Origin of the sequence: Nostoc sp. LPT, assembly GCF_017115165.1 — a bacterium.
Classification (GTDB): domain Bacteria; phylum Cyanobacteriota; class Cyanobacteriia; order Cyanobacteriales; family Nostocaceae; genus Nostoc.
Window position 1 is genome coordinate 77,804 of sequence record NZ_JABXKF010000032.1, and the last position, 22,619, is coordinate 100,422.

Genomic DNA, 22,619 nt, shown 5'->3' on the forward strand with positions numbered 1-22,619 from the left:
GATAATTGACAATGCCCAATGCCCCATGCCCAATGATAATTTGTGTTAAACAACTCGGAAAATATAGGGATAACGGAAGGGTATATCAGGATTGCTGAAAACTCCGATAAGCGCCCAAATTGTTAATCCCCAGTGTAATAGATATCCCACACCAGCTAGTGGCCCCAACAATAATAAAGGTAAGACTAACCAGCCGAATATAAAAAACAGCGCTCCTAGAATTGCACCATAAAACCAAACATTAAAGTGGAAATTGATAGATTCTTTGGCGTTTTCTTTAACAACAGGATCGTCAGATACAAGCAGTATGGCGATAGGTATGCCTACAGATACCAATGTTGTGCTGAAAAAAATCGCTCCATGAGACAAGGCAGATAGAAGCTTTCGCTTGTCTGTGTCGTACATTACTTTCTCCTATTTAGTCAGATTGTTGGTTATACTACGACCCTATCACGAGCATCGTTGTCTTAAGATTAAAAGACTTGCCAGAGTCAAAAAAAATTAAGCTACCTAACAAACAAATACATTTATGTCTACTGAACTTCAGTCTGAACTGATTCAAGCAGTTGAACTTCGCCGCAACTTTGCGATTATATCTCACCCGGATGCAGGTAAAACTACACTAACTGAAAAGCTACTCCTGTATGGGGGTGCAATTCACGAAGCTGGGGCAGTCAAAGCACGACGGGCACAGCGAAAGGCTACTTCTGACTGGATGGCGATGGAGCAACAACGGGGTATTTCCATTACCTCCACAGTGTTGCAATTTGAATACCGGAATTGTCAAATTAATTTATTAGACACTCCCGGACACCAAGATTTCAGTGAAGATACTTATCGCACCCTTGCCGCCGCCGATAATGCCGTGATGTTGATTGATGCGGCAAAAGGTTTGGAACCCCAAACGCGCAAATTGTTTGAAGTGTGTAAGTTGCGGGGTATCCCAATTTTTACATTTATCAACAAGCTTGATCGCCCAGGAAGGGAACCTCTGGAACTGTTGGATGAAATTGAGCAAGAATTGGGATTGCAAACCTATGCGGTAAATTGGCCAATTGGTATGGGCGATCGCTTTAAAGGTGTTTTTGACCGACACAAGCAACAAATACACCTGTTTGAACGCAGCGCCCACGGTAGCCGAGAAGCCCGTGATACGATAGTGGAATTAGGCGATCCGAGAATAGAAGAACAGCTAGAACAAAACTTGTACTACCAACTGAAAAACGATCTAGAACTGTTAGAAGGAGTTGGTCCAGAGCTAGATTTACAGTTGATACACCAAGGCAAAATGACGCCTGTGTTCTTTGGTAGCGCCATGACTAACTTCGGGGTAGAGTTATTTCTCAAGTATTTCCTCGACTATGCCCTCAAACCCGGTTCTCATGTCAGCAGTGTTGGCGAAGTTCCGCCTACATACCCGGAATTTTCAGGGTTTGTCTTCAAACTGCAAGCGAATATGGACCCAAAACACCGCGATCGCGTCGCATTTATCCGGGTCTGCACTGGTAAGTTTGAAAAAGATATGATGGTGAATCACGCCCGCATTGGTAAACTTATCCGTCTATCTCGCCCGCAAAAACTTTTTGCTCAAGAGCGAGAATCGATTGATGTGGCTTATCCTGGCGATGTGATCGGTTTGAACAATCCCGGTGTTTTTGCGATCGGGGATACAATTTACACGGGACAAAAGCTCGAATATGAGGGGATTCCGTATTTTTCGCCGGAACTGTTTGCGTCTCTGAGGAATCCCAACCCCTCGAAGTCTAAACAATTCCAAAAAGGCGTTGCGGAATTGCGAGAAGAAGGTGCTGTACAAATTATGTATTCAACTGATGAAGCCAAGCGCGATCCAATTTTGGCGGCGGTGGGTCAGTTGCAATTCGAGGTAGTGCAGTTTCGCTTACAAAATGAGTATGGTGTAGAAACCATACTAGACTTATTGCCCTACAGTGTCGCCCGTTGGGTTGAGGGTGGTTGGGAAGCATTAGAAAAAGTGGGACGAATATTCAATACCACTACAGTTAAAGACAGCATGGGACGACCAGTGTTGCTATTCCGTAATGAATGGAATTGTCAACAGTTATTGGGCGACCATCCAGAGTTAAAATTAAGCGCGATTGCCCCAGTATTTTCTAGTCAACAACCAGTGGAGGAGTGAAGAAGAATACAGAATCCAGAATTCAGAATTATTCCTACAAAAGAGCCAACTGAATTCTGACGACTGACGTCTTTATTCAATCTTTATCATTCACTTGACAAGCAAAACTTGAGCGCGGTTGATTTCCACGGTATCCGAGGTTCGCGCTTTCGCACAAACGTGGATCATTTAGAAGAGATTGGAGTGCCAGAATTTGTATGCCTTCACATGCCAAACCGTCTTTGGAGGCTGGTTTAGTTGCCCTCAAGCAGGGAAATTACCAAACAGCGATCGCCCAACTAGAACCTATTGCTAGCAGCCAAAGCAATGCGACTGCTAGCTTACAAGCCCAGGTTGGTTTAGTGATGGCTTATGCTCGCACTGGCGAAGTTCCCAAAGCGATCGCTATTTCCCAGAATCTCATTAAGAGTAACAATCCGCAAGTTCAAGAGTGGGCTACACGCGCTCTCGAACACCTGACAAAACGTAAAAAATCTGAGCAAGAATCCAAAAAAGTCGAAACTGGATTTGTTGCCTTTGATAATTCAACTCCAGATTCAACCCCCGTTACTCCCCCGGAAACTCCTACGTTAGAGGAAAAGCCGAACGAGCAAGTAATAGAAACCAAAAGCGACGACATCCCGGCGATGGTACCACTAGCTAGACTCAAAGCTACATTAGCACCACCACCACCTACGCCCCTAAGCGGCTTCATGGGTTCTGTTACCCGCACCCAAGCCAAATTATTCGGCGTTATTTATTGGCGACAAGCACAACGCGCCAGAGCATGGCAACCACTACGTAAACCAAAATTAATTCCTTTGCGGCTATTGTCAGCCGGAACATTCATCGCCCTGTTTTGGGTGATCCGAGAAATCCTCAAGTTAGCACTAGGATTGATCAACCAGACTTTAGTCAAACTACCTTATGTAGAGCCGATACAGCTTTTATACTACGACCCTACTCAACTGTTGCTAATAGTCTTGGTGATTTTAATCGGAGTATCACCTTGGTTACTGGATCTGCTATTAGCGAACTTGTATAGTCAGCGAGAATTTCCCAAAGATGTATTGAATACCCATAGCCGCGAAGCTGTTCGGGTGCTACAACGTTGTTGCCAACAGCGGCACTGGCCGTTACCCAAACTGCGGATTTTACCAACGGCTGCACCAATTATCCTGACTTATGGTAGTTTACCACGTAATGCCAGAATTGTTGTGAGTCAAGGGCTATTAGAGCAGTTGGCAGATGATGAAATCGCCATTATTTACGCCACGCAGCTAGGGCATATTGCTCACTGGGACTTTGCTGTAATGTCTTTGTTGCTGCTGGTGACACTACCAACTCATAAGCTATATCAACAAGTATCGGAGTTGGCAGACAAAATATCAGCGAAAATTTGGCGCTGGCCAGTAACAATTCTGGCAAGTCTAATTTATGGAGTTTGGTGTTTGCTGACTGGAACTGCATTGTGGTTGTCGCGGTTGCGGCTTTATTATAGCGATCGCATTGCTGCTGAAATTACTGGTAATCCCAATGCCCTGATTCGCGCTTTACTCAAAATCGCTATTGGCATTGCAGCTGATATCCAAAAACAAGAACACACCAGTTGGCAACTGGAAAGCTTAAATCTTTTAACACCAGTCAGCTACCAACAGAGTTTATCTTTGGGCACTATTGCCAGTAATCTATCTTTTGAATCCTTTTTGAAGTGGGATACAGCCAATTCCTATCGCCGATGGTTTACGATTAATAATAGCCATCCTTTAATGGGCGATCGCCTCGAACGCCTCTGCCAAATAGCCCGTCACTGGCATCTAGACACCGAACTACATTTTGCAAGCGTTCCATCAAAGGTTAAGCGTCAGTCTTTTCTATTACAAATCGCTCCCTGGTTGGGAATTCCTCTAGGGGTTCTGTTTGCAGCTTTCGTCTGGCTAACCTGGCAACTAGCATTCACACTCAAGTTTTTAAATCTAAAGTGGATATATGAAGATTGGTCTTTCATTACAGGCTGCCTTCTGATTGGCTTTAGCATTGGTACTGTGATGCGGATTAATTCTTTCTTCCCCGATATTAAACCTGCCACCGTACAAACTGACGACAGCTTACCCAACCTGTTAGCTGACCCTTCTGCCTTACCTATTGATAGCGTCAGCGTGCGTCTTGTGGGTAAATTATTAGGTCGTCAAGGTACTAGCAACTCCCTAGCGCAAGATTTAATCCTTCAATCCAGCGCAGGTTTGGTGAAATTACACCATATTTCTTGGCTAGGACAGTCAGTCAATCACCAGGATCTAATTGGGCGGCAAATTATCGTCACAGGTTGGTTCCGGCGAGGAGCAACACCTTGGATCGATATCCAAACCCTAGAAACTCAAAGTGGTAAAACCATTCATAGCCCTCATCCCATTTGGTCTACTTTTTTGGCTGTTGCAGCACAGGCTTGGGGCGCATACGTTTTTCTCACTGGTTAGTCTATTGGTCATTAGTCATTGGTCATTAGCAAAGGACAAAGGACAAAGGACAAATCGGAATGTAAAGAAAAGTTGCAGGACTTCTTAAAAAATGTTACATTTTTTTACACAAACAAGAGCAACCGACATAACTCAGCATCACTGCTTAGTTATGGATTTAGGTGCTTTTTCCCCGCTCTATACCTTTTTATCCTCCCAACACAGCAGTAAATTAACCAGCCACTGGCTGGTTTTTGTTTCAAAATATGCTCACTTGAATAAAAAAATGTGTTTTATGTTACGATGCAATAATACTAATGTCGGAAATGTATGCGCTAAACTAGCTACGTAGAATATACCGTGGTAATGTAAGGAATGGTATTTGATTCTGCGAATAAGGGCATAAAAGAAAGCGTGTACTTTAGCAGGCAATAGGCTATTAAATTTACAACTCTTAGAATTAAGGTGTTATTAGCTCACCATAGTGTGAGCCTTTGGATTAAATAAGCTTGATCCCGACGAAAAACTGTATTGTTGTATAGGTTGACAGTTTCGAGCAAAAAAATTGGTTTATGGCAGTCTTGGTCAATAGCATCTATTTAAAAGCTAAAGCTAAATGATTGTTTTCTTGCCTTGCCATGTTCATTCAACTCTGGAGGTATAGTTCATGTCCGTTCGCCTATATATAGGTAATTTGCCTAAAGATGAAATAGATCGTCAAGATCTACAAGCCGTTTTTGCAGCAGAAGGGGATGCTGTAACTACTAAATTAATTAAAGACCGCAAAACTGGCAAATGCCGTGGTTTCGGTTTTCTTACAGTCAACAATGACGAACAAGCTGACGAAATTATTGAAAAGTATAATGGTCAGATGTTCAAAGATACTCCCATTAAGCTAGAGAAGGCATTACCTCGGACAAAGGGTGAAGAGGGTGACGAGCAAGCTCCTAAACCAGTCACTCTTGCTAGTAATAGTACCCCAACTCCTAGCCCCAACAGAGAAGGTAGCCGCCGCGAGAAAAGCTCTAAGAAGCCTCGTCGTGGCGGCGGTGGCGGCGGCGGTTCTCGTGAAAACAACACCACAACCACCGATTCAGATGCTATTCGTCCAGATCCTCGTTGGGCTTCGGAATTAGAAAAGCTGAAGCAGATGCTAGCTGCACAAACTACAAATTAATCCTCAAGGGAGAGAAATTAAAAATTAAAAATCAGAATTTTTTTGATTTTTAATTTTTAATTGTTGATAATTATCTAGCTGCTTAGTTTAATGAACTTGCAGCTAATTTTGTAAGTACGTAGACGCAACCCGCCGTAGGCATCGCATCGCCACTAGTCACAATAAGGCGTACCTGAAAGTTAGCAGCTAGAAGCGTGTAAACCGACCAAGCTCCACAAAATCTATCTACATTTTAATTAAATCAAACGACACATAAGTTTCACGAATTTATCATACTTGCGTCATAAGTATATATTGATGCAACTATAGTTTATGTAGACTTGTTGTTAAAACTTGCTTATAAAAACATAAAATTAAGTTTTTATGATTAGACACATCAAAAAACTCGATCTTTATCAATGCGATCGCAGTAATTAGCTAGATTTGATAAATTACAGTCAGTAATGCGAAGAGAACCGGAGGCGCGTAGGCGCAGCCCACCGTAGGCATCGCTTTAAAGATAATCTACACTCAAGGAGATACCGATCGTTTCCAGCTTCTGTTTATGTCCTCAACTCTAGATTCTTTGCCACCTGCGCTCGCTAAAATTGTCCAGCGCTTTCAACGCGCTTCTGAACCGAAGCGACGCTACGAACAGCTAATCTGGTATGCTCAGAAGCTCAATGAGTTCCCAGAAGCTGATAAATTACCCGAAAATAAAGTTCCTGGTTGCGTATCTCAAGTTTATATCACCGCAGCCTTGGATGACGGTAAGGTTGTGTTTCAGGGCGATTCCGATTCCCAATTAACCAAAGGATTAGTAGGGCTTCTGGTAGAGGGATTACATGGACTAACGCCAACTGAGATTGTTCAACTTACTCCAGATTTTATTCAAGAAACAGGTTTAAATGTTAGCCTGACACCTTCCCGTGCCAATGGATTTTACAACATTTTTAAAACCATGCAAAAAAAAGCATTGGAATCTAAAATTGGTCATTAGTCATTGGTCATTAGTCATTGGTCATTAGCAAAGGACAAATGACAAAGGACAACTGACAAATGACAAATAAGGTACAACTACCAAAATTTAGTCTAATGTCAACAAATTTATTATCTACCTCTGCTGCTATTGGCTTTGGTGGAGTAGTTCAAGAATATCTCTGGAACTGGGAAAATCAGCAATTGCGTGTTGTTTATGAAACCCTCGGTAAAGGTTCACCGCTATTGCTACTACCAGCTTTCAGCAGTGTTTCGACGCGTTTGGAACTGGGCGAACTTGCCAAGTTACTAACTCCCTATTTTCAAGTTGTAGCCATAGACTGGCCTGGATTTGGACAATCTTCTCGCCCTAGTTTGAATTATCGACCAGAAATATATCAGCAATTTCTGGAAGATTTTGTCAAAGCTGTTTTTAATACTCCTATTACTGTGGTAGCGGCTGGTCATGCTGCTAGTTACGTTTTACAATTAGCTGTCAAACAGCAGGCTGCTTTCTCACGAATTGTGTTATTAGCTCCTACTTGGCGTGGGCCTTTGCCGACAATGGGGGCAAGTCAGCAAATAGCTGGCATTGTAAGAGAATTGGTGCGATCGCCTATACTTGGTCAAGCTCTCTACAAACTCAACACTACCCAATCTTTCTTAAGTTTTATGTACCGCCGTCATGTCTTTACTGACACGGCTAAAATTACACCCAGTTTCATTGAGAAGAAATGGCAAACAACTCAACAACCAGGAGCGCGATTTGCATCTGCTGCCTTTGTAACTGGTAATCTTGATGCTGTACACAAACAATCTGATTTTTTAGAACTTGTGCAGTCTTTAACCGTACCGCTGATGGTAGTAATTGGAGAATCTAGCCCCCCGAAATCACGAGAAGAAATGAACGCTTTGGTAGCCTTACCAGGAGTGAGAAGCGTTGTCATTCCTGGTTCTCTGGGACTACATGAAGAATACCCAGCAGTTGTTTTAGAAGCAGTTCAAGATTTTTTGTTCTCCCCAGAAAATTAAATCCTCACACCAAGACGCAAAGATCATTTTGCGCCTTGGCAGAAGATTAAGATTAATTTAAGCTACTGCGAGTAAGTTTTTGCAAGCGAGAAAGAGAAAGCGCCAGTAGACCGACTATACCAAGACCAAAAACAGTTGATGACTCAGGCACTGTCTTGACTTCAAAATCAAAACTGAAAGTGCCAGACTCCTCAAAGGGAGTGGGGTTACTACCAGTGCCTAAATCCACGAGTTTGAATGATGCAGAGTAATTTCCCAGTGGTGCAGCAGCATCAGTCCAAAAGGTAGGGGTGAACGAAAAATTATCACCACTGGCGATTGTGTAGATATCACCGACTGAGTTGACAATATTAACGCCTGCTGAATCGCCAATATTTAATCCACTACTAATTGACGCTAATTGTAAACCAATATTTGCACCCTCAAGGGACGATCGCCAACGACCATTAGAGCTATTGAACAGATATTGGTTGTCTAATTCTTTTGAAGTTTTTAGAGACGCTACAGGTTCTATTGTCAGATTGCCATATTCTTTATCTGTGGGAGTACTAATCAAGCGACCAGTATAAAACCCTGTGCCAGCTAATAATGTTAGCGGCGGTTGTTCTGAGTAAGATTCAGGAATTCGGTTATTTGTATTGGTTGGGTTAATAGTTAGGTTATCTAAAGACCCTGAGTAGCTATAAGCACCAATGCTGTGGAAATGGCTTGATTCGGGTTGGTCTTCATTCCTGTGTGCAAATAGAAAGGTCAAACGATTGTAGTTAGGGTTCTCCAAACCTGCGTATGTCCCTGTAGAGAGAACATCCAAACCATCTAACCCAATGTAAAAGCCGGTTTCATCCGAATGATTATGAGTATCATCTGCTTGTGCGGGTGCCAAAGCGGTAAATAAAACCAGTGGTGCAACGACTAAAAAACTGACTGCAAGAGACGCAGATGCTTGCCCTGTTTGAGTTACTTGCTTTTTCGAGCAAGTAGTGTTTCTTGAAACCACCACGCTTCTCCATCAAAGTATAATTTCTTTATTTGTGATAATGATTATCATGAACTCTGTGGCATTGTCAAGGTACTAACCTGCGACTTCCCGCAGGGTGGGTTGGCTTTCTATGCAATATTCCTATCAGGTTAGTCCAACTTGTAAATATTTATTACTTATTACAGATGCATAAAAATAAAATGTTTTTTGATTAAATTATGTGATGATTTTGCTGAAACCCAAAATAACAGCAAGTTCGCACAAAAATAGAAAAAGATTTATCATGGGCGATAATGATTATCCATAAGGTGAGACAAGAGGAATTTAGAGTATGGTGGCTGACGTAATTAACAATTCAGTTCCCGTTACTGTTCTTACAGGCTATTTGGGAGCAGGTAAAACGACTCTACTCAATCACATCCTCACCTACGAACACGGCAAAAAAGTTGCTGTGATTGTCAATGAATTTGGGGAAGTGGGTATTGATAATCAATTGATTATCGATACAGATGAAGAAATATTTGAAATGAACAATGGCTGTATCTGTTGTACAGTGCGCGGCGATTTAATTCGGATCATTGGCAATTTGATGAAGCGGCGCGATAAATTTGACCATTTAGTAATTGAAACAACTGGATTAGCCGATCCTGCACCAGTGATTCAGACATTTTTTGTTGATGAAGATTTGCAAAGTCAACTGTCTCTAGATGCAGTGGTGACAGTCGTAGATGCCAAGCACATCTCGCAGCACTGGGATGCAGACGAAGCCCAAGAACAGATTGCCTTTGCCGATGTAATTTTACTTAATAAAACAGATTTAGTCGCGCCAGAAGAATTAGATGAATTAGAAAAACGGATTCGGGCGATGAATGCGATCGCAAAAATCTACCGTACCCGCAATTCTGAACTAGGAATGGATGCTTTGTTAGGTGTAAAAGCCTTTGATTTAGACCGTGCATTAGAAATTGATCCAGATTTTTTAGGTGAAGATGCCCACGTACACGATGAAACTGTCTTTTCTGTGGCTTTAGTAGAAGCAGGTGCAGTCGATGGAGAAAAATTAAACACTTGGCTTTCGGAGTTACTGCGTACCCAAGGTCCAGATATTTTTCGGATGAAAGGCATTTTAAATATTGCTGGAGAAGATAATCGATTTGTATTCCAAGGAGTACACATGATATTTGATGGCAAACCCGATCGTCCCTGGAAACCCAGCGAAACCCCCAAAAACGAACTAGTCTTTATCGGCCGCAATCTTGATGCAGCCCAACTCAAGCAAGATTTTCTCACTTGTCTAGCTTAAATAGGGATTGGGGATTGGGTACTAGGGATTGGGGATTGGGAAGAATCCAGTCTCTAGTCCCTAGCCATTACTCCCCAGTCCCTAATCCCCAGTACCCAGTACCCAATAAATATGAACTCCACAACCAAATCTAAGGAATTTGAACAAAACTATTCGGGGACACTTTCAGATTATGTAACTGCGATCGCTTGGTCGCCACAAGGTCAAACTTTAGCAGCAACTTCCGCCGCCGGTGAAGTAGTTTTGTGGAATGATGGCGAACTCACAACCTTACAAACAGCTAACGGTAAATCAGTAGACTGTCTCGCCTTTTCGCCAGATGGCAAATTTTTAGCCGTTGGCGGACAAGATGGACAGGTGAAAATTTGGTGCGACACTGAATTAATCGCGACGTTGGAAAATGCCCCTGCATGGGTTGACAAGTTAGCTTGGAATTACACCAGTAACCAACTGGCTTTTAGTTTGGGGCGTTACGTCCAAGTCTGGGATGCAGGTACTCGTGAAATTATCGTGACGCTGAATTTTGACAACTCTTCAGTACTGGGTATAGATTGGCGCATTGATGGGCAATACTTAGCAATTAGTGGTTACAAGGGAGTGAAGATTTGGCATAGTCAAAGCTGGGATGAAGAACCATACAGCTTAGATATGACTACTGTCAGTTTAGCGATGGCTTGGTCGCCCGATGGCAAATTCCTGGCTTCTGGCAATATGGATCGTAGTGTCACCGTTTTGGAATGGAACAACCCCGATCCTTGGGTAATGCGTGGCTTCCCCGGTAAAATTCGCCAATTGGCATGGTCAGAAGCTATAACTAAAGTAGGTGCGCCAATACTGGCATCTTCTAGCGTTGAAGGTATTGTAGTGTGGGAAAAGCTAGAGGATGATTCTTTAGGTTGGGAAGCACGAGTATTAACTAATCATGTAGGTGTGATTAATGCGATCGCCTTTGCACCCAAAAGCTTCCTTCTCGCTTCTGCTGCTGCTGACGGCTGGTTATGTTTGTGGAACAAAGCCAAGGAAGTATCCCAAATTATCACAGGTGTCTCAGGAGGATTTTCTAGCCTAGCTTGGCATCCCCAAGGTAAGTTACTGGCCGCAGGCGGTGAACAGGGCGAATTAGTTGTATGGTCAAAGGTTTTGCGGGGTCAAGGATTTGGGCGTAGTTAAGCAATACTCACTAATTAAAGTTGAACCTCGACAATTTATTGGCTATGCTGTATCAGCAAAGGTATCTTTGTAAATTATGAACATTATCAAACTGATTCTACTTGCCTGTCCTGCATTTCTGGTATCCATGCTGCTGGTAGTCAATCCAGCAAACGCATCCAGCCTGAAATCTACATACGCTACCCAAATTGTGACAGTAGTATCTACACAACAAATTCCCGACCTGGTAACACTAAACTTGATTCAAACATCTAATTCGATTATTGATCAACTTGCTTGCAATTGTGCCAACTGTGTTCAAGCCAAATTTCAGTCACTACAAGGCAAGCTGCCATCAGCAGGTTTTTAATAAACTTAGGAGTTATAAATATTGTCGGGGCACAGCATTGCTGTGCCCTTATTAATTTTATAAGCTATTTGTACCTAACTATCGCACTGGTTGCGGCATAATTATTTATGATATTCGCTGAAGTTCGCGCCTAAAAAACGAGGTAGGAAAGCTGTTAGGTGAATTCCTAGATACTGAGAAAGCTGCTGGTAAGTCAGTGAAGTTGGTACGTTCGCCATCTGCACCTAAGCTGTTAAGCTCTTGTTAAAAGAGCTAGTCCGGGGATTAGAAAACTTGCTAGAGTGAACGTAGAGTTAGCCTTAATGTCTAATCGCCAAAACCTATACATCTCATGGATTTTGCTAATATTGCATCCCAGCTAAACGCTGGAACGATTTTGCCAGAGGGGATTGTTATTCTCACCCTCTTGGGGGTTTTGATTGTTGATTTGATTTTGGGGCGTACATCCGCACGCTGGATTGGATATCTAGCGATCACAGGTTTATTTGCTTCGATTGTCGCCCTATATTTTCAATGGGACGCTCCTAATCCCATCGGTTTTACCGGTAGCTTTAATAGTGATGACCTGAGTATCGTCTTTCGCGGTATTATTGCCTTGTCTGCGATCGCGACTATACTGATGTCAATTCGCTACGTTGAGCAGAGCGGCACCGCTTTAGCTGAATTCATCGCTATTTTGCTAAGTGCTACTTTAGGAGGGATGTTTTTATCCGGGGCTAGTGAGTTGGTGATGATTTTCATCTCCCTAGAAACCCTGAGTATCTCCTCTTACTTGTTAACAGGTTATACCAAGCGTGACCCCCGCTCCAATGAAGCGGCGCTGAAATACTTGTTAATTGGAGCTTCCAGTACGGCAATATTTTTGTACGGTGTATCACTGCTGTATGGACTATCTGGAGGACAAACTGAACTAAGTGCGATCGCTAATGGCATTGCCACAGCGAAAGTCGGACAATCTTTAGGTTTAGTGATTGCCCTGGTTTTTGCGATCGCAGGTATTGGCTTCAAAATCTCCGCTGCACCCTTCCACCAGTGGACACCAGACGTTTACGAAGGCGCTCCCACCCCAGTGATTGCCTTTTTATCTGTCGGTTCCAAAGCAGCTGGGTTTGCCCTAGCTATCCGCTTGCTAACAACAGCCTTCCCCCTTGTTGCTGACGAGTGGAGGTTTGTCTTCACAGCTCTTGCCGTTCTCAGCATGATCTTGGGTAACGTAGTCGCCCTAGCCCAAACCAGCATGAAACGGATGCTAGCTTATTCATCCATTGCCCAAGCTGGGTTTGTGATGATTGGCTTGATTGCTGGTACACAGGCAGGATACGCCAGTATGATATTTTACCTATTGGTTTACCTGTTCATGAACCTGTGCGGCTTTACCTGCATCATCCTGTTCTCACTACGAACAGGAACCGACCAGATTGCCGAATACTCTGGCTTATATCAAAAAGACCCACTCCTAACACTGGGGTTGAGTGTCGCCCTGCTTTCTTTGGGTGGTATTCCACCATTGGCTGGGTTTTTCGGCAAGATTTACTTATTCTGGGCTGGTTGGCAAGCAGGACTTTATTGGTTAGTTTTGTTGGGCTTAGTCACCAGCGTAGTCTCCATTTATTACTACATTCGCGTAGTCAAGATGATGGTAGTCAAAGAACCCCATGAAATGTCCGACGTGGTGAAGAATTATCCACAAGTGCGTTGGGATTTGCCTGGGCTAAGACCTTTACAGGTCGGGTTGATAGTAACATTAATTGCCACTTCCATAGCAGGGATTTTGTCAAATCCACTGTTTACATTGGCTAACAATTCCATCTCCCATACCCCATTTTTGCAAGCAACAATCAACAGTAATCTAAAAGCAGAAAATCAACTGCTTTTGCCAAAGTTAGATTCGGTTAGTCAGTCTCAACCCTCAGTTGATTCTACTGCTAAGATTTAACCGATTATCCATCAAACTTTATACTCAAAAAACGCCTGTTTGCAAATTAGCAGACAGGCGTTTATCATATCTTTTAAATTAAATTTAATCAGACTGAGTTAATAGGTATCTTAATTACAAATTCTGCACCTTTTCCTGGAACCGAAAAACAGCTAAGTTGTCCGTTATGTTTTTCAACTATAATCTGATAGCTTATATATAGCCCTAATCCAGTGCCTTTGCCAACTGCTTTCGTGGTAAAAAACGGATCGAATAGCTTTGAGCGAACTTGTTCATTTATACCTAAACCATTATCAGCAATAGTAACCTCTATCCAGTTTTGATCGATTAACTCAGTTTTTATTTGAATTTTAGGATTATTCTCTGCGAATTCTTGATTGTCAGTAGTTTGTGGATTTATTGCTGACCTTTGACCATTATTAGCCGACGCCTCCAGTGAATCGATCGCATTAGCAAGAATATTAATAAACACTTGGTTAAGTTCACCAGGATAGCAAGTTACATTCGGCAGTTGACTGTATTTTTTGATGACTTTGATTTCTGGGTACTCATGCCTAGTTTGCAGGCGATGTTCTAAAATCATTAAACTACTATCAATTCCTTCATGAATATTAACTTGCTTAAATTCTGCTTCATCAAGTCTGGAAAAGTTACGTAGTGATTTAACAATTTCTTGAATGCGTTCTGTTCCCACTTTCATCGACTGGAAGAGTTTAGTTATATCTTGAATCAGAAAATCTAAGTCTATTTCTTCTACTTTATCTTGGATTTCTGGAGGAATATTTGGACAAAGTTGTTGATAAATTTGCACCAATGTTAGTAAATCTTGAGTGTATTTATGGGCGTGGTGAAGATTCCCATAAATAAAACTTACAGGGTTATTAATTTCATGGGCAATACCAGCGACCATCTGACCTAAACTAGACATTTTTTCAGCTTGGATAAGCTGAGTTTGGGTAAGTTGTAGTTCGTTTAGTGTTTCTTGTAAAGCAGTTGTACGTTCCTCAACCCGAATTTCTAGCTCTTGATTCGCTTTCCAAAGCGCTTCCTCCGCTTGTTTTCGTCTCTGCACTTCCTTTCCTAATTCATCGATTTTTTCGTTTAAAAGAACGAAATTACTGCTGGCCAGGTTTCTATTTTCCAAGCGTAAGAGAATTAAAGCTGAAGATTCAGGAGACCAAGGTTGAATAACTGCTCCTTGACTACGACATATTAACGTTTGTCCATCATTCTTTCGGAAAGTCAAGGAGCCAATAACCATTGCCCTGCTACTTGAACAAGCTTGTAGGTACTTTACAATATCGTTGACAGGCTCACTTACAAGTTCAAACAGCATTATTTCCCGCAGTTCCTGACGGCGTAACCCCAGCATATCTGTTACTGGTTGATTCGTAGCTAACAACTGACCTTCTCCACTCACCAGGAGTAAAGGTTCTGGTAGAACTCTGGCAAGTTCAAGAAATTGTTCAGGAGTCATGGGGCTTCAACTTTCACGGTTTGACTCTAGTTTACATATCTGCACTAAGCTTAATTCTGGAGTTATTTTGTTTGATGGTGAAGGATTTACACAGATTCTAGTCCCCTAAAGTATTCTCGACCTTCTGCATCTTCTGCCTCTTCTGTAAGTTTTAAGTAAACAATAACTTTACATCCAGAATAGCCTTGTGCTATCGTCTCTTGCAATTCTACTTTCGCATATCCTAGATTATTAGCTGCGATCGTTCCAAAAACGTTTGAAGTCATCATGCACATGGCAGGGCGATTAAGTACTTTGTCGCCAAATGGGCAAACACGGTTGCCAAAGACAATTTTTTCATCATTCTGCTCAATAACATAAAAATCGCCCTGGATTCGTTTTTTTAAATCAATCAAGACATCAGCTACCTGCTTACGAGAAAGGTTAGAGATTTCCAGGGCAGATTTATAATCTTGGTTAATCTGCCTCCCCATCCTTTCACCAACAACGCTAATAAATCCCGAAGCTTCTTCTAAACCAACTACATCCTGTAAAGTACCAGATAATTCTCTAATTAATGTACGTAAAAATATATCGCGTTCCAAAGAAAGATTAAGCGTAGCTATTGAGTGCTTAGGTGCATCGATCATAAATTTTGAAGATACAATCTTGGAAATACAGTTATATATAGAGTTCCCCAAAATGCCTCTAAAGTAACTACTTAATCTTTTTATTCTGAGAATTTAAGGTAGGAAGTACAAATAATTTTGTTACTATAACTTGCTAATATATTGAACATTTATTTTTTAAATAGTTTATTAATTCATATTTTTGCTACTTTAATAAATAGGTATAATGATTATAAACTCAGAACCTTTTCCTAATACAGAATTTACTTCTAGAGTTCCTTTATGTTTTTGGACAATTATTTGATAAGCAATTGATAATCCTAATCCTGTTCCCACAGATTTTGTTGTGAATAAATGATCGAACATTTTTTGCTGAACATCAGCCGATATTCCCACCCCATTATCTTGAATCCGAATCGAGACATGATTTTTATCTTCAGTGAGGGCAGTATGAATTGTAATTTGATTGGGATTTAGCTTAATATCATTAAAATTAAGTCCAGCAGTAGACTCATCTAAAGCATCAATGGCATTTGCCAAGAGATTCATAAATACCTGATTCAATTGTCCCGGAAAGCATTCTACTAAGGGAAATTCTTCGTAATATTGAACTACTTGAATAGCAGGACGAATCTTATTCGCTTATAAACGGTGCTTGAGAATGAGGAGAGTACTCTTAATACCTTCATGAATATTAAAGAGAATTTTTTGTTCTGTATCTGCTCTAGAGAAAATTAGTAGGCTGTGGCTAATATTGGAAATACGATCTGTACCTTCTCTCATTGAGGAAATGAGTTTAGGTAGATCCTCGCGCACGTATTCTAGGTCAATCATTTCGATTGTTTTTTGAATTTGCTGAGATGTTTTGGGATAGGTCTGCTGATAGAGGTCAATTAGATGTAATAAATTATCAATATACTCTTTAGCCGGAGTCAGATTAGCTGCAATAAAGCCAACTGGGTTGTTAATTTCATGAGCTACATCTGCTACCATGCTTCCCAAAGTAGACATTTTATTCTCCATTATCTGAAGATTAAGAAGCATTATTTCTAGCTCATGGCTTCTTTCTTCTAACTTATTTTGATATTCCTTTAATTCATCAATTACTCTCCTGAGCAAACATTCTTTTTTTCGATTTTTTTCTTCAAGTTTTATCCGGTCAGATTCAGAGCGCTCTAATTTTTTTTGGAGAATTCTATTGGCTTTTTTTAATTCATTAATTTCTTTTTGGTAATCTAAAATTTCCATTAGCTTTTACTGATTTCCCAAAATTAAAGTTACAAAAGTTTCATTGTGAAATTGCGTTTGGCTAATTCCATCTATAGGAGCAATTTCTCCATAATAATAAAATCCACAGGCAGGTAAATAGTCACTCAGACAAAGTTTCGTATTTTGATATTCTTCTTGTGCCCTAGTACCAAGTATTTGCCGACGAGCTACACATGAAAAAAATAAAACAGCACTTGGTTGTGTACCAGGATAATTATCTAAGGCATTCATAAATGATGCTTTGGAAGCTGCCAAAATATCTTCATAAGCTGCTTCAGAAATCTGGATAATTGCTCGATCGGGAATATCTCCAAAAAAGGTTATGCTACTAGATTCTTGATTGTAAGCAATAGGTGCTCTTATATAAAAATTGTCTTCATTCTCATCAAAGACTGCTAGTGGATATTCCATTGAAGGAGGAAGCAAACCTAAATAATGATGATAAAAATCTAAAGCTGGTTTACCATCTATTTCATAGACTATGTTTTTATCTACTTTAGTCACTTTGCTTGTTTGACCAATAGGATGCCAACCACTTGCAACAGCATGAGAAAACAATATTGTGCCGGAAAAAAGCAGAATTGGTACAGAATCACTTAATACTTCTGTTTGAAAAAATTGATATGTACTTTGATATCTTGATTGATCACCTGCTAAACCACCGAATATCGGCACATATTGACCAAGAGCTAGCTTTAAGCCATTCAATATAGAGACACCACTAGTTGTGAGGCTCTCTGGATGAGTTAAGCATAGCTTTGGAGGTGCGGTACTTTTTGCTTTGGCTTGCTCCACAGCTTGTTTAGTTGCAGTAATTGGATCGTCTGAAACTTTGCGTCCAACTCCTGCATAAATTTCAATTTCGTCTGAACAAAACAACATCAAAGTGATTGAATCTTGCTGAAACTCTAAGACTGAAGAAATTTCTCCATCTGTTGTTCCACCAATCAACTCAATCCCCGGAAAAACCCGATCGATTTGCTGCAAAATGAGAGAATGATCGAAGTCAATTGCAGCAAAAATAATCCCAGCTTTTGGTATATTTCCTGCAAGAGAACTGGCACATTGCTGAAGAACTTCTTCAACTGCTGCTAAAGAATCTGGATCGTTACTGTGACCTACTACTACCTTGAACATAAATTTATTATGTTGATAAACGTAACTTACTACAATTATTAAATGGGAAGTTTAATGATAAACTCTGAACCTTGCCCTATTGATGAATTTACCTCTAGAGTTCCTCCATGTTTTTCGACAACAATTTGACGGGCAATTGATAACCCTAATCCTGTACCTTGACCCACAGGCTTGGTGGTGAATAAATAGTCAAAGATTTTTTGTTGGACACCAGCCGACATTCCTATGCCATTATCTTTAATCCTAATCAAGATATAATTTTTCTCTTCAGTGAGAGTAGTTTGAATCAAAATTTGATTAGGATTTGCTTCAATCTCCATATAGGTAAGTCCTACATTAGACTCCTCTAAAGCATCAATAGCATTAGCTAATAAATTCATAAATACCTGATTTAGTTGTCCGATAAAACATTCTAATTCTGGCAATATATCGTAATCTCTAATTACTTGAATATCGGGTCGAGCTTCAGATGCTTTTAAACGGTGTTTGAGAATCATAATTGTACTGTCTATGCCATCATGAATATTGCAAGAAACTTTGCGATCGCTATCTGCTCGAGAAAAGGTTCTCAAGCTGGTACTAATGTTGCGAATGCGCTGAACTCCTTCTTTCATTGAGGAAATTAAATTAGGTAGATCGGCAAGTATATACTTCAAATCTATCGCTGCAATTTCCTCTTTAATTTCTGGAACTGGATTAGGATAATGCTGCTGATAGAGGTCAATAATGTTAATCATGTCTTGGAAATATACTGAAGCGTGTCCAAGATTGCCATGAATGAAACCAACTGGATTATTAATTTCATGAGCAACTCCTGCTACTAATTGACCAAGGGCAGACATTTTTTCTGTCTGTACAAGCTGAAGTTGAGACTCTTGTAAGTCTTTTAATACCCTGGATAATGCTGATGTCCTTTCTAAAACTCGTTTCTCTAAAGTTTTTGTGAGATTTCGTAATTGAAGATGGGTTTTAATTCTAGCTAATAATTCTTCTTCATGAAAGGGTTTTGTGATGTAATCAACTGCTCCTATATTTAGACCCTTTACCTTACTATGAGTATCAGAATTGGCTGTCATAAAAATTACGGGGATATCACAAGTAGCTGAATTTTCTTTCAGTCTTTTACAAGTTTCAAATCCATCTATTCCTGGCATCATAACATCTAATAAAATTAAATCAGGAAGTTGAAACTCAACCTGCTTAAGTGCTCTTTCTCCATTATTTTCTGTGATAACTTTAAAGCCTACATTAGTTAATATATTAAAGACAATTTCTAAATTAGTAGTAGTATCATCTACCACTAGGATTAAACTATCTTCTGGGGTATAAAGAATTCTCATATCTGGTTTTTCATTCATATATTTAAATTAATTTTATTTATTCATTATTAGTTATTCCCTATTTGCTCTGCGAGCGCAGCTAAGTCCCCTATATTTTATTGGCATACTGACTGCAAATTTATCGTCTGACAACCCTATAGTTCCCAAAAACTCTGATAACACCAACATTTTCAGACTAAATTGCCCTATGCAACCAACAGACCTATCTATCGCTATAGCATGGAAATTAACCACTCATCTGTACTTTCACTAAAGTTGAAAATCCTCTTTCATGAAGCGAACGCTTTAAAATTAGTTATTATTACCCTTGTCTTTTTATAAAAGTAGCGGTATTAAAGTTCAAGATTGTTGATGCCATAAGTTAATTTTTTTAGTTAGTCAATAGTATTTATCATGAGTCTTTATAGATATAAACTTTTTATCAAAAAAATATAATTCTGGAGAATTTCAGTAAAGTTACGGTTATGCTTTTAAAGAAAACATTGAAGAATACTGTTTAAGTTAGGAAATATTCAGATAGATTTATACACCACTAACAGTGATGCAAATATGATTTGCACACTATATAGCATCTGGTGTTTTAGCTAATTCTTTTCAAGGAATTGTCATAGGCTCTCTATGAGTGAGTCTATTGATTTTGTTCTCCTGTAATTCATGTTGGTTACTTCTAACCAATATATTTCTATGAAGGAACTACTTTCCTCTAATTTATACTGTCCATTTTCATCCCATATCAATAAGTATGTTGATGTTTTAGAAAAGCACGCTCTTGAATGGGTACTTCACTTTAATATCTTGGTCAATGAATCATCTTATAAGCGTTTTTGCAAATCAAAATTTTTCTTTCTAGCGGCAAGTGCTTATCCTCACTGCCAGCTTGAAGAATTGAAAATCGCAAATGATTGGTTGAGTTGGGTATTTATTTGGGATGACCAGTGTGATTTGTCAAATTTAGGAAGACAACCTGATGTTCTCAAAGCTTTTCATAAGAGATTTTTGGAAATATTGAATGGTGCAGAACTTACAAGTAATGATATACCACTTGCTTATGCCTTAAGTGATTTACGACGACGGATACTTCAAAGAGGCAGTAAAGAATGGTTTCATTACTTTGTTGATCGTTATGAAGGCTACTTCGATGGATGTGTTCAAGAAGCAATTAATCGAGCACAGGAAATTACACCCGATATTGAGAGCTATATGCTTATACGTAGGTTAAGTTTAGGGGGGTATCTTTGCCTTGCATTGATGGAATTTTGTAATTATTTAACAATTCCTGATTTTCTCCGAAATCATGAGGTGATGAAAGAGTTAAAAGTGATGACAATTAACATTCTTGCCTGGTGTAATGATATTTTCTCCGTACATAGAGAAATGTCAAGTGGCGATGTTCATAATTTAGTATTGCTAATTCATTACCAACAAAATATTTATTTAGAAAAGGCAATTGTGGCGGCTATTGAAATGCACGATAAAGAAGTGAATTGCTTGCAAAAATTTGAATTATCTATTCCATCTTTTGGAGAAGAATTAGATGCTGAACTTGCCAAATATATATCAGGAATACATAGCTGGATATTTGCCAATCTGACTTGGTATTCTCACTCTGGTCGTTATGAAACTATAGAAAGATTGGAGTTAGCTAAATAAAACTCCACTCTATCTTCAGAAGAAATAAAAGTACCTAATAAGTACACTATTCCGTTAAAAATTTCTCACAGATAAACTCCACCTTATTCTGTTAAGGGTTTAACCCTACTAATGCAACTTTTAGATTTTGGTTTGGACTTAAAATTCACATGCAACTACCTAATCCTCTCAAAACCCCTTCTTTACTACAAAAGCTTCAGTGGGTTGCTGACCCTGTGAGCTATATGGAAAATGCAGCTCAACAATATCCTGACATTTTTACTGGTAGGACAATTGGCTTTGGGGACACCATCGTATTTGTCAATCATCCTCAGGGAATCCAAGAAATTTTAACGAATGATAGAAAGAAATTTGTAGCTGCTGGTGAACTCAACAGAATTACTGAAGCCTTTGTAGGAGAAAATTCACTTCTTATGCTTGATGGCAGTCCTCACAAATGGCTACGACAATTGATGACGCCTTGTTTTCATGGACAGCGAATGCAAGTGTACGGCCAACTAATCTGTAATCTGAGTGATAAAGTCTTTAGTCAGTTACCACTTGATCGGCCCTTCTTAGCTCGTAACGTCGCACAGAACATATCCTTGGAACTCATCTTACAGATTGTATTAGGCTTGTATGAGGGAGAAAGATTTGAGAAACTTAAGCATCTACTGCCATTGATGTTAGATTTGTTTCGCTCACCCCTCACTTCCAGTTTTTTCTTTTTCCGATTCTTGCAACAGGATTTAGGAGCTTGGAGTCATTGGGGAAAGTTTCTACGTGATCGGGAGACAATCTATCAATTGCTCTATGCTGAAATTGCCGAACGCCGACAACAACCTAATTCAGAACGCGTCGATATCCTCTCCTTGCTGATGTCAGCTCAAGATGAAACTGGTCAATTCATGACAGATCATCAATTGCGCGATCAGTTGATGAGCCTAATAATTGCAGGATATGAAACTACGGCAACAGCAATAGCTTGGGGCTTCTACTGGATTTACCACAAGCCACTAGTCCGCGAAAAACTGTTCAAGGAACTAGATACCCTTGGTGATTTCCCAGATCCTATGAGCATTTATCGGCTGCCATATCTCACTGCTGTCTGTAATGAAACCTTACGAATTCATCCTGTTTTGATGATTTTATTCCCTAGAGTGGTACGAGAATCAGTTGAACTTTTGGGACATCCTTTAGAGCCTGGAACAGTATTGCTTCCCAGTGTTTATCTTACTCATCAACGTGAAGATTTATATCCTCAACCTAAGGAGTTTCGACCAGAGCGCTTTATAGAAGGCCAATTTTCTCCCTATGAATTTCTGCCTTTTGGTGGTGGTGTCCGTCGTTGTATGGGTGAGGCTTTAGCCTTATTTCAAATGAAACTAGTATTAGCAACCATCGTGTCACGCTATCAGTTCGCGCTAGTTAATCAGCAACCTGAGCGACTTCAGCGTCGAGGTTTTATGCTGGCACCTGCTAGTGGAATCAAGATGGTAATTACAGGACGACGTGCGCGTCAAGAGTCTTTAGTTAATATGGCAACTACACCCGTATCCTAGTAGCTTATCAGAGTTGTTTTGATGAGCCTTAGAAACCGAAACCACCCACTTCTTCTAAGATGCAAGGTTAGGTAGAGCAGAGCAAAACTTGACACACTTCC

At 40.1% G+C, this 22,619-nt stretch carries 19 protein-coding genes; 11 read left to right on the top strand and 8 right to left on the bottom strand.

What is annotated here, in order from left to right:
* Positions 1 to 45: 45 nt before the first annotated feature.
* Positions 46 to 405: a DUF4870 domain-containing protein gene (locus HWQ58_RS07185; RefSeq protein ID WP_292859633.1), complete on the bottom strand. Its 360-nt coding sequence runs from the start codon at positions 403 to 405 to the stop codon at positions 46 to 48.
* A gap of 124 nt (positions 406 to 529) precedes the next feature.
* Between HWQ58_RS07185 and prfC the strand changes: the two genes are divergently transcribed.
* From prfC to HWQ58_RS07210, 5 genes are all read left to right on the top strand, one after another.
* On the top strand, positions 530 to 2,158 hold the full coding sequence (prfC, locus tag HWQ58_RS07190) for a peptide chain release factor 3 (RefSeq protein ID WP_292859636.1): 1,629 nt from the start codon (positions 530 to 532) through the stop codon (positions 2,156 to 2,158).
* A 197-nt stretch (positions 2,159 to 2,355) separates the two neighbouring features.
* Positions 2,356 to 4,614: a M48 family metalloprotease gene (locus HWQ58_RS07195; protein ID WP_292859639.1), complete on the top strand. Its 2,259-nt coding sequence runs from the start codon at positions 2,356 to 2,358 to the stop codon at positions 4,612 to 4,614.
* A 646-nt stretch (positions 4,615 to 5,260) separates the two neighbouring features.
* The gene (locus HWQ58_RS07200) at positions 5,261 to 5,770 is read left to right on the top strand and encodes an RNA-binding protein (protein WP_104907545.1); all 510 of its coding nucleotides are present in this window, start codon (positions 5,261 to 5,263) and stop codon (positions 5,768 to 5,770) included.
* A 544-nt stretch (positions 5,771 to 6,314) separates the two neighbouring features.
* Positions 6,315 to 6,749, top strand: coding sequence for a SufE family protein (locus HWQ58_RS07205; protein WP_292859643.1), 435 nt, complete (start codon positions 6,315 to 6,317; stop codon positions 6,747 to 6,749).
* Between the two features lie 95 nt (positions 6,750 to 6,844).
* Positions 6,845 to 7,759 (top strand): alpha/beta hydrolase, encoded by a 915-nt coding sequence (locus tag HWQ58_RS07210; protein WP_292859952.1) that lies wholly within the window; start codon positions 6,845 to 6,847, stop codon positions 7,757 to 7,759.
* 52 nt (positions 7,760 to 7,811) lie between these two features.
* On the opposite strand, the gene HWQ58_RS07215 is transcribed toward HWQ58_RS07210, so the two are convergent.
* On the bottom strand, positions 7,812 to 8,756 hold the full coding sequence (locus tag HWQ58_RS07215) for an all3515 family Zur-repressed PEP-CTERM protein (protein WP_292859645.1): 945 nt from the start codon (positions 8,754 to 8,756) through the stop codon (positions 7,812 to 7,814).
* Between the two features lie 313 nt (positions 8,757 to 9,069).
* Between HWQ58_RS07215 and HWQ58_RS07220 the strand changes: the two genes are divergently transcribed.
* The 4 genes from HWQ58_RS07220 (at position 9,070) to HWQ58_RS07235 (ending at position 13,496) form a co-directional block, all read left to right on the top strand.
* Entirely contained in the window at positions 9,070 to 10,041 is a 972-nt protein-coding gene (locus HWQ58_RS07220; protein WP_292859648.1) for a GTP-binding protein, read from the top strand.
* Positions 10,042 to 10,152: 111 nt separating this feature from the next.
* Complete coding sequence (locus HWQ58_RS07225) at positions 10,153 to 11,211, top strand: hypothetical protein (RefSeq protein WP_292859651.1); 1,059 nt, start codon at positions 10,153 to 10,155, stop codon at positions 11,209 to 11,211.
* A 76-nt stretch (positions 11,212 to 11,287) separates the two neighbouring features.
* A complete protein-coding gene (locus HWQ58_RS07230; protein ID WP_292859654.1) occupies positions 11,288 to 11,560 on the top strand; it encodes a hypothetical protein in 273 nt (90 codons plus the stop codon).
* 331 nt (positions 11,561 to 11,891) lie between these two features.
* Positions 11,892 to 13,496 carry an NAD(P)H-quinone oxidoreductase subunit N gene (locus HWQ58_RS07235; RefSeq protein ID WP_292859657.1) on the top strand — a complete coding sequence of 535 codons (1,605 nt, stop codon included), beginning with the start codon at positions 11,892 to 11,894 and terminating at the stop codon, positions 13,494 to 13,496.
* A gap of 88 nt (positions 13,497 to 13,584) precedes the next feature.
* Here the strand turns inward: HWQ58_RS07235 and HWQ58_RS07240 are convergent, their stop codons facing one another.
* The 6 genes from HWQ58_RS07240 to HWQ58_RS07260 all read right to left on the bottom strand — a co-directional run bounded on the left by HWQ58_RS07240 (position 13,585) and on the right by HWQ58_RS07260 (position 19,345).
* Positions 13,585 to 14,973, bottom strand: coding sequence for an ATP-binding protein (locus tag HWQ58_RS07240; RefSeq protein WP_292859660.1), 1,389 nt, complete (start codon positions 14,971 to 14,973; stop codon positions 13,585 to 13,587).
* 86 nt (positions 14,974 to 15,059) lie between these two features.
* Entirely contained in the window at positions 15,060 to 15,602 is a 543-nt protein-coding gene (locus HWQ58_RS07245; protein ID WP_292859663.1) for a methanogen output domain 1-containing protein, read from the bottom strand.
* 189 nt (positions 15,603 to 15,791) lie between these two features.
* On the bottom strand, positions 15,792 to 16,145 hold the full coding sequence (locus HWQ58_RS38350) for an ATP-binding protein (RefSeq protein ID WP_366837505.1): 354 nt from the start codon (positions 16,143 to 16,145) through the stop codon (positions 15,792 to 15,794).
* A 78-nt stretch (positions 16,146 to 16,223) separates the two neighbouring features.
* Entirely contained in the window at positions 16,224 to 16,829 is a 606-nt protein-coding gene (locus tag HWQ58_RS38355; RefSeq protein ID WP_366837507.1) for a hypothetical protein, read from the bottom strand.
* A gap of 6 nt (positions 16,830 to 16,835) precedes the next feature.
* Entirely contained in the window at positions 16,836 to 17,987 is a 1,152-nt protein-coding gene (locus HWQ58_RS07255; protein WP_292859666.1) for an FIST N-terminal domain-containing protein, read from the bottom strand.
* Between the two features lie 38 nt (positions 17,988 to 18,025).
* Positions 18,026 to 19,345: a response regulator gene (locus tag HWQ58_RS07260; RefSeq protein WP_292859669.1), complete on the bottom strand. Its 1,320-nt coding sequence runs from the start codon at positions 19,343 to 19,345 to the stop codon at positions 18,026 to 18,028.
* A 666-nt stretch (positions 19,346 to 20,011) separates the two neighbouring features.
* Between HWQ58_RS07260 and HWQ58_RS07265 the strand changes: the two genes are divergently transcribed.
* Complete coding sequence (locus HWQ58_RS07265) at positions 20,012 to 20,977, top strand: terpene synthase (RefSeq protein ID WP_292859672.1); 966 nt, start codon at positions 20,012 to 20,014, stop codon at positions 20,975 to 20,977.
* 149 nt (positions 20,978 to 21,126) lie between these two features.
* On the top strand, positions 21,127 to 22,518 hold the full coding sequence (locus tag HWQ58_RS07270; protein WP_292859674.1) for a cytochrome P450: 1,392 nt from the start codon (positions 21,127 to 21,129) through the stop codon (positions 22,516 to 22,518).
* Positions 22,519 to 22,619 lie beyond the last annotated feature (101 nt).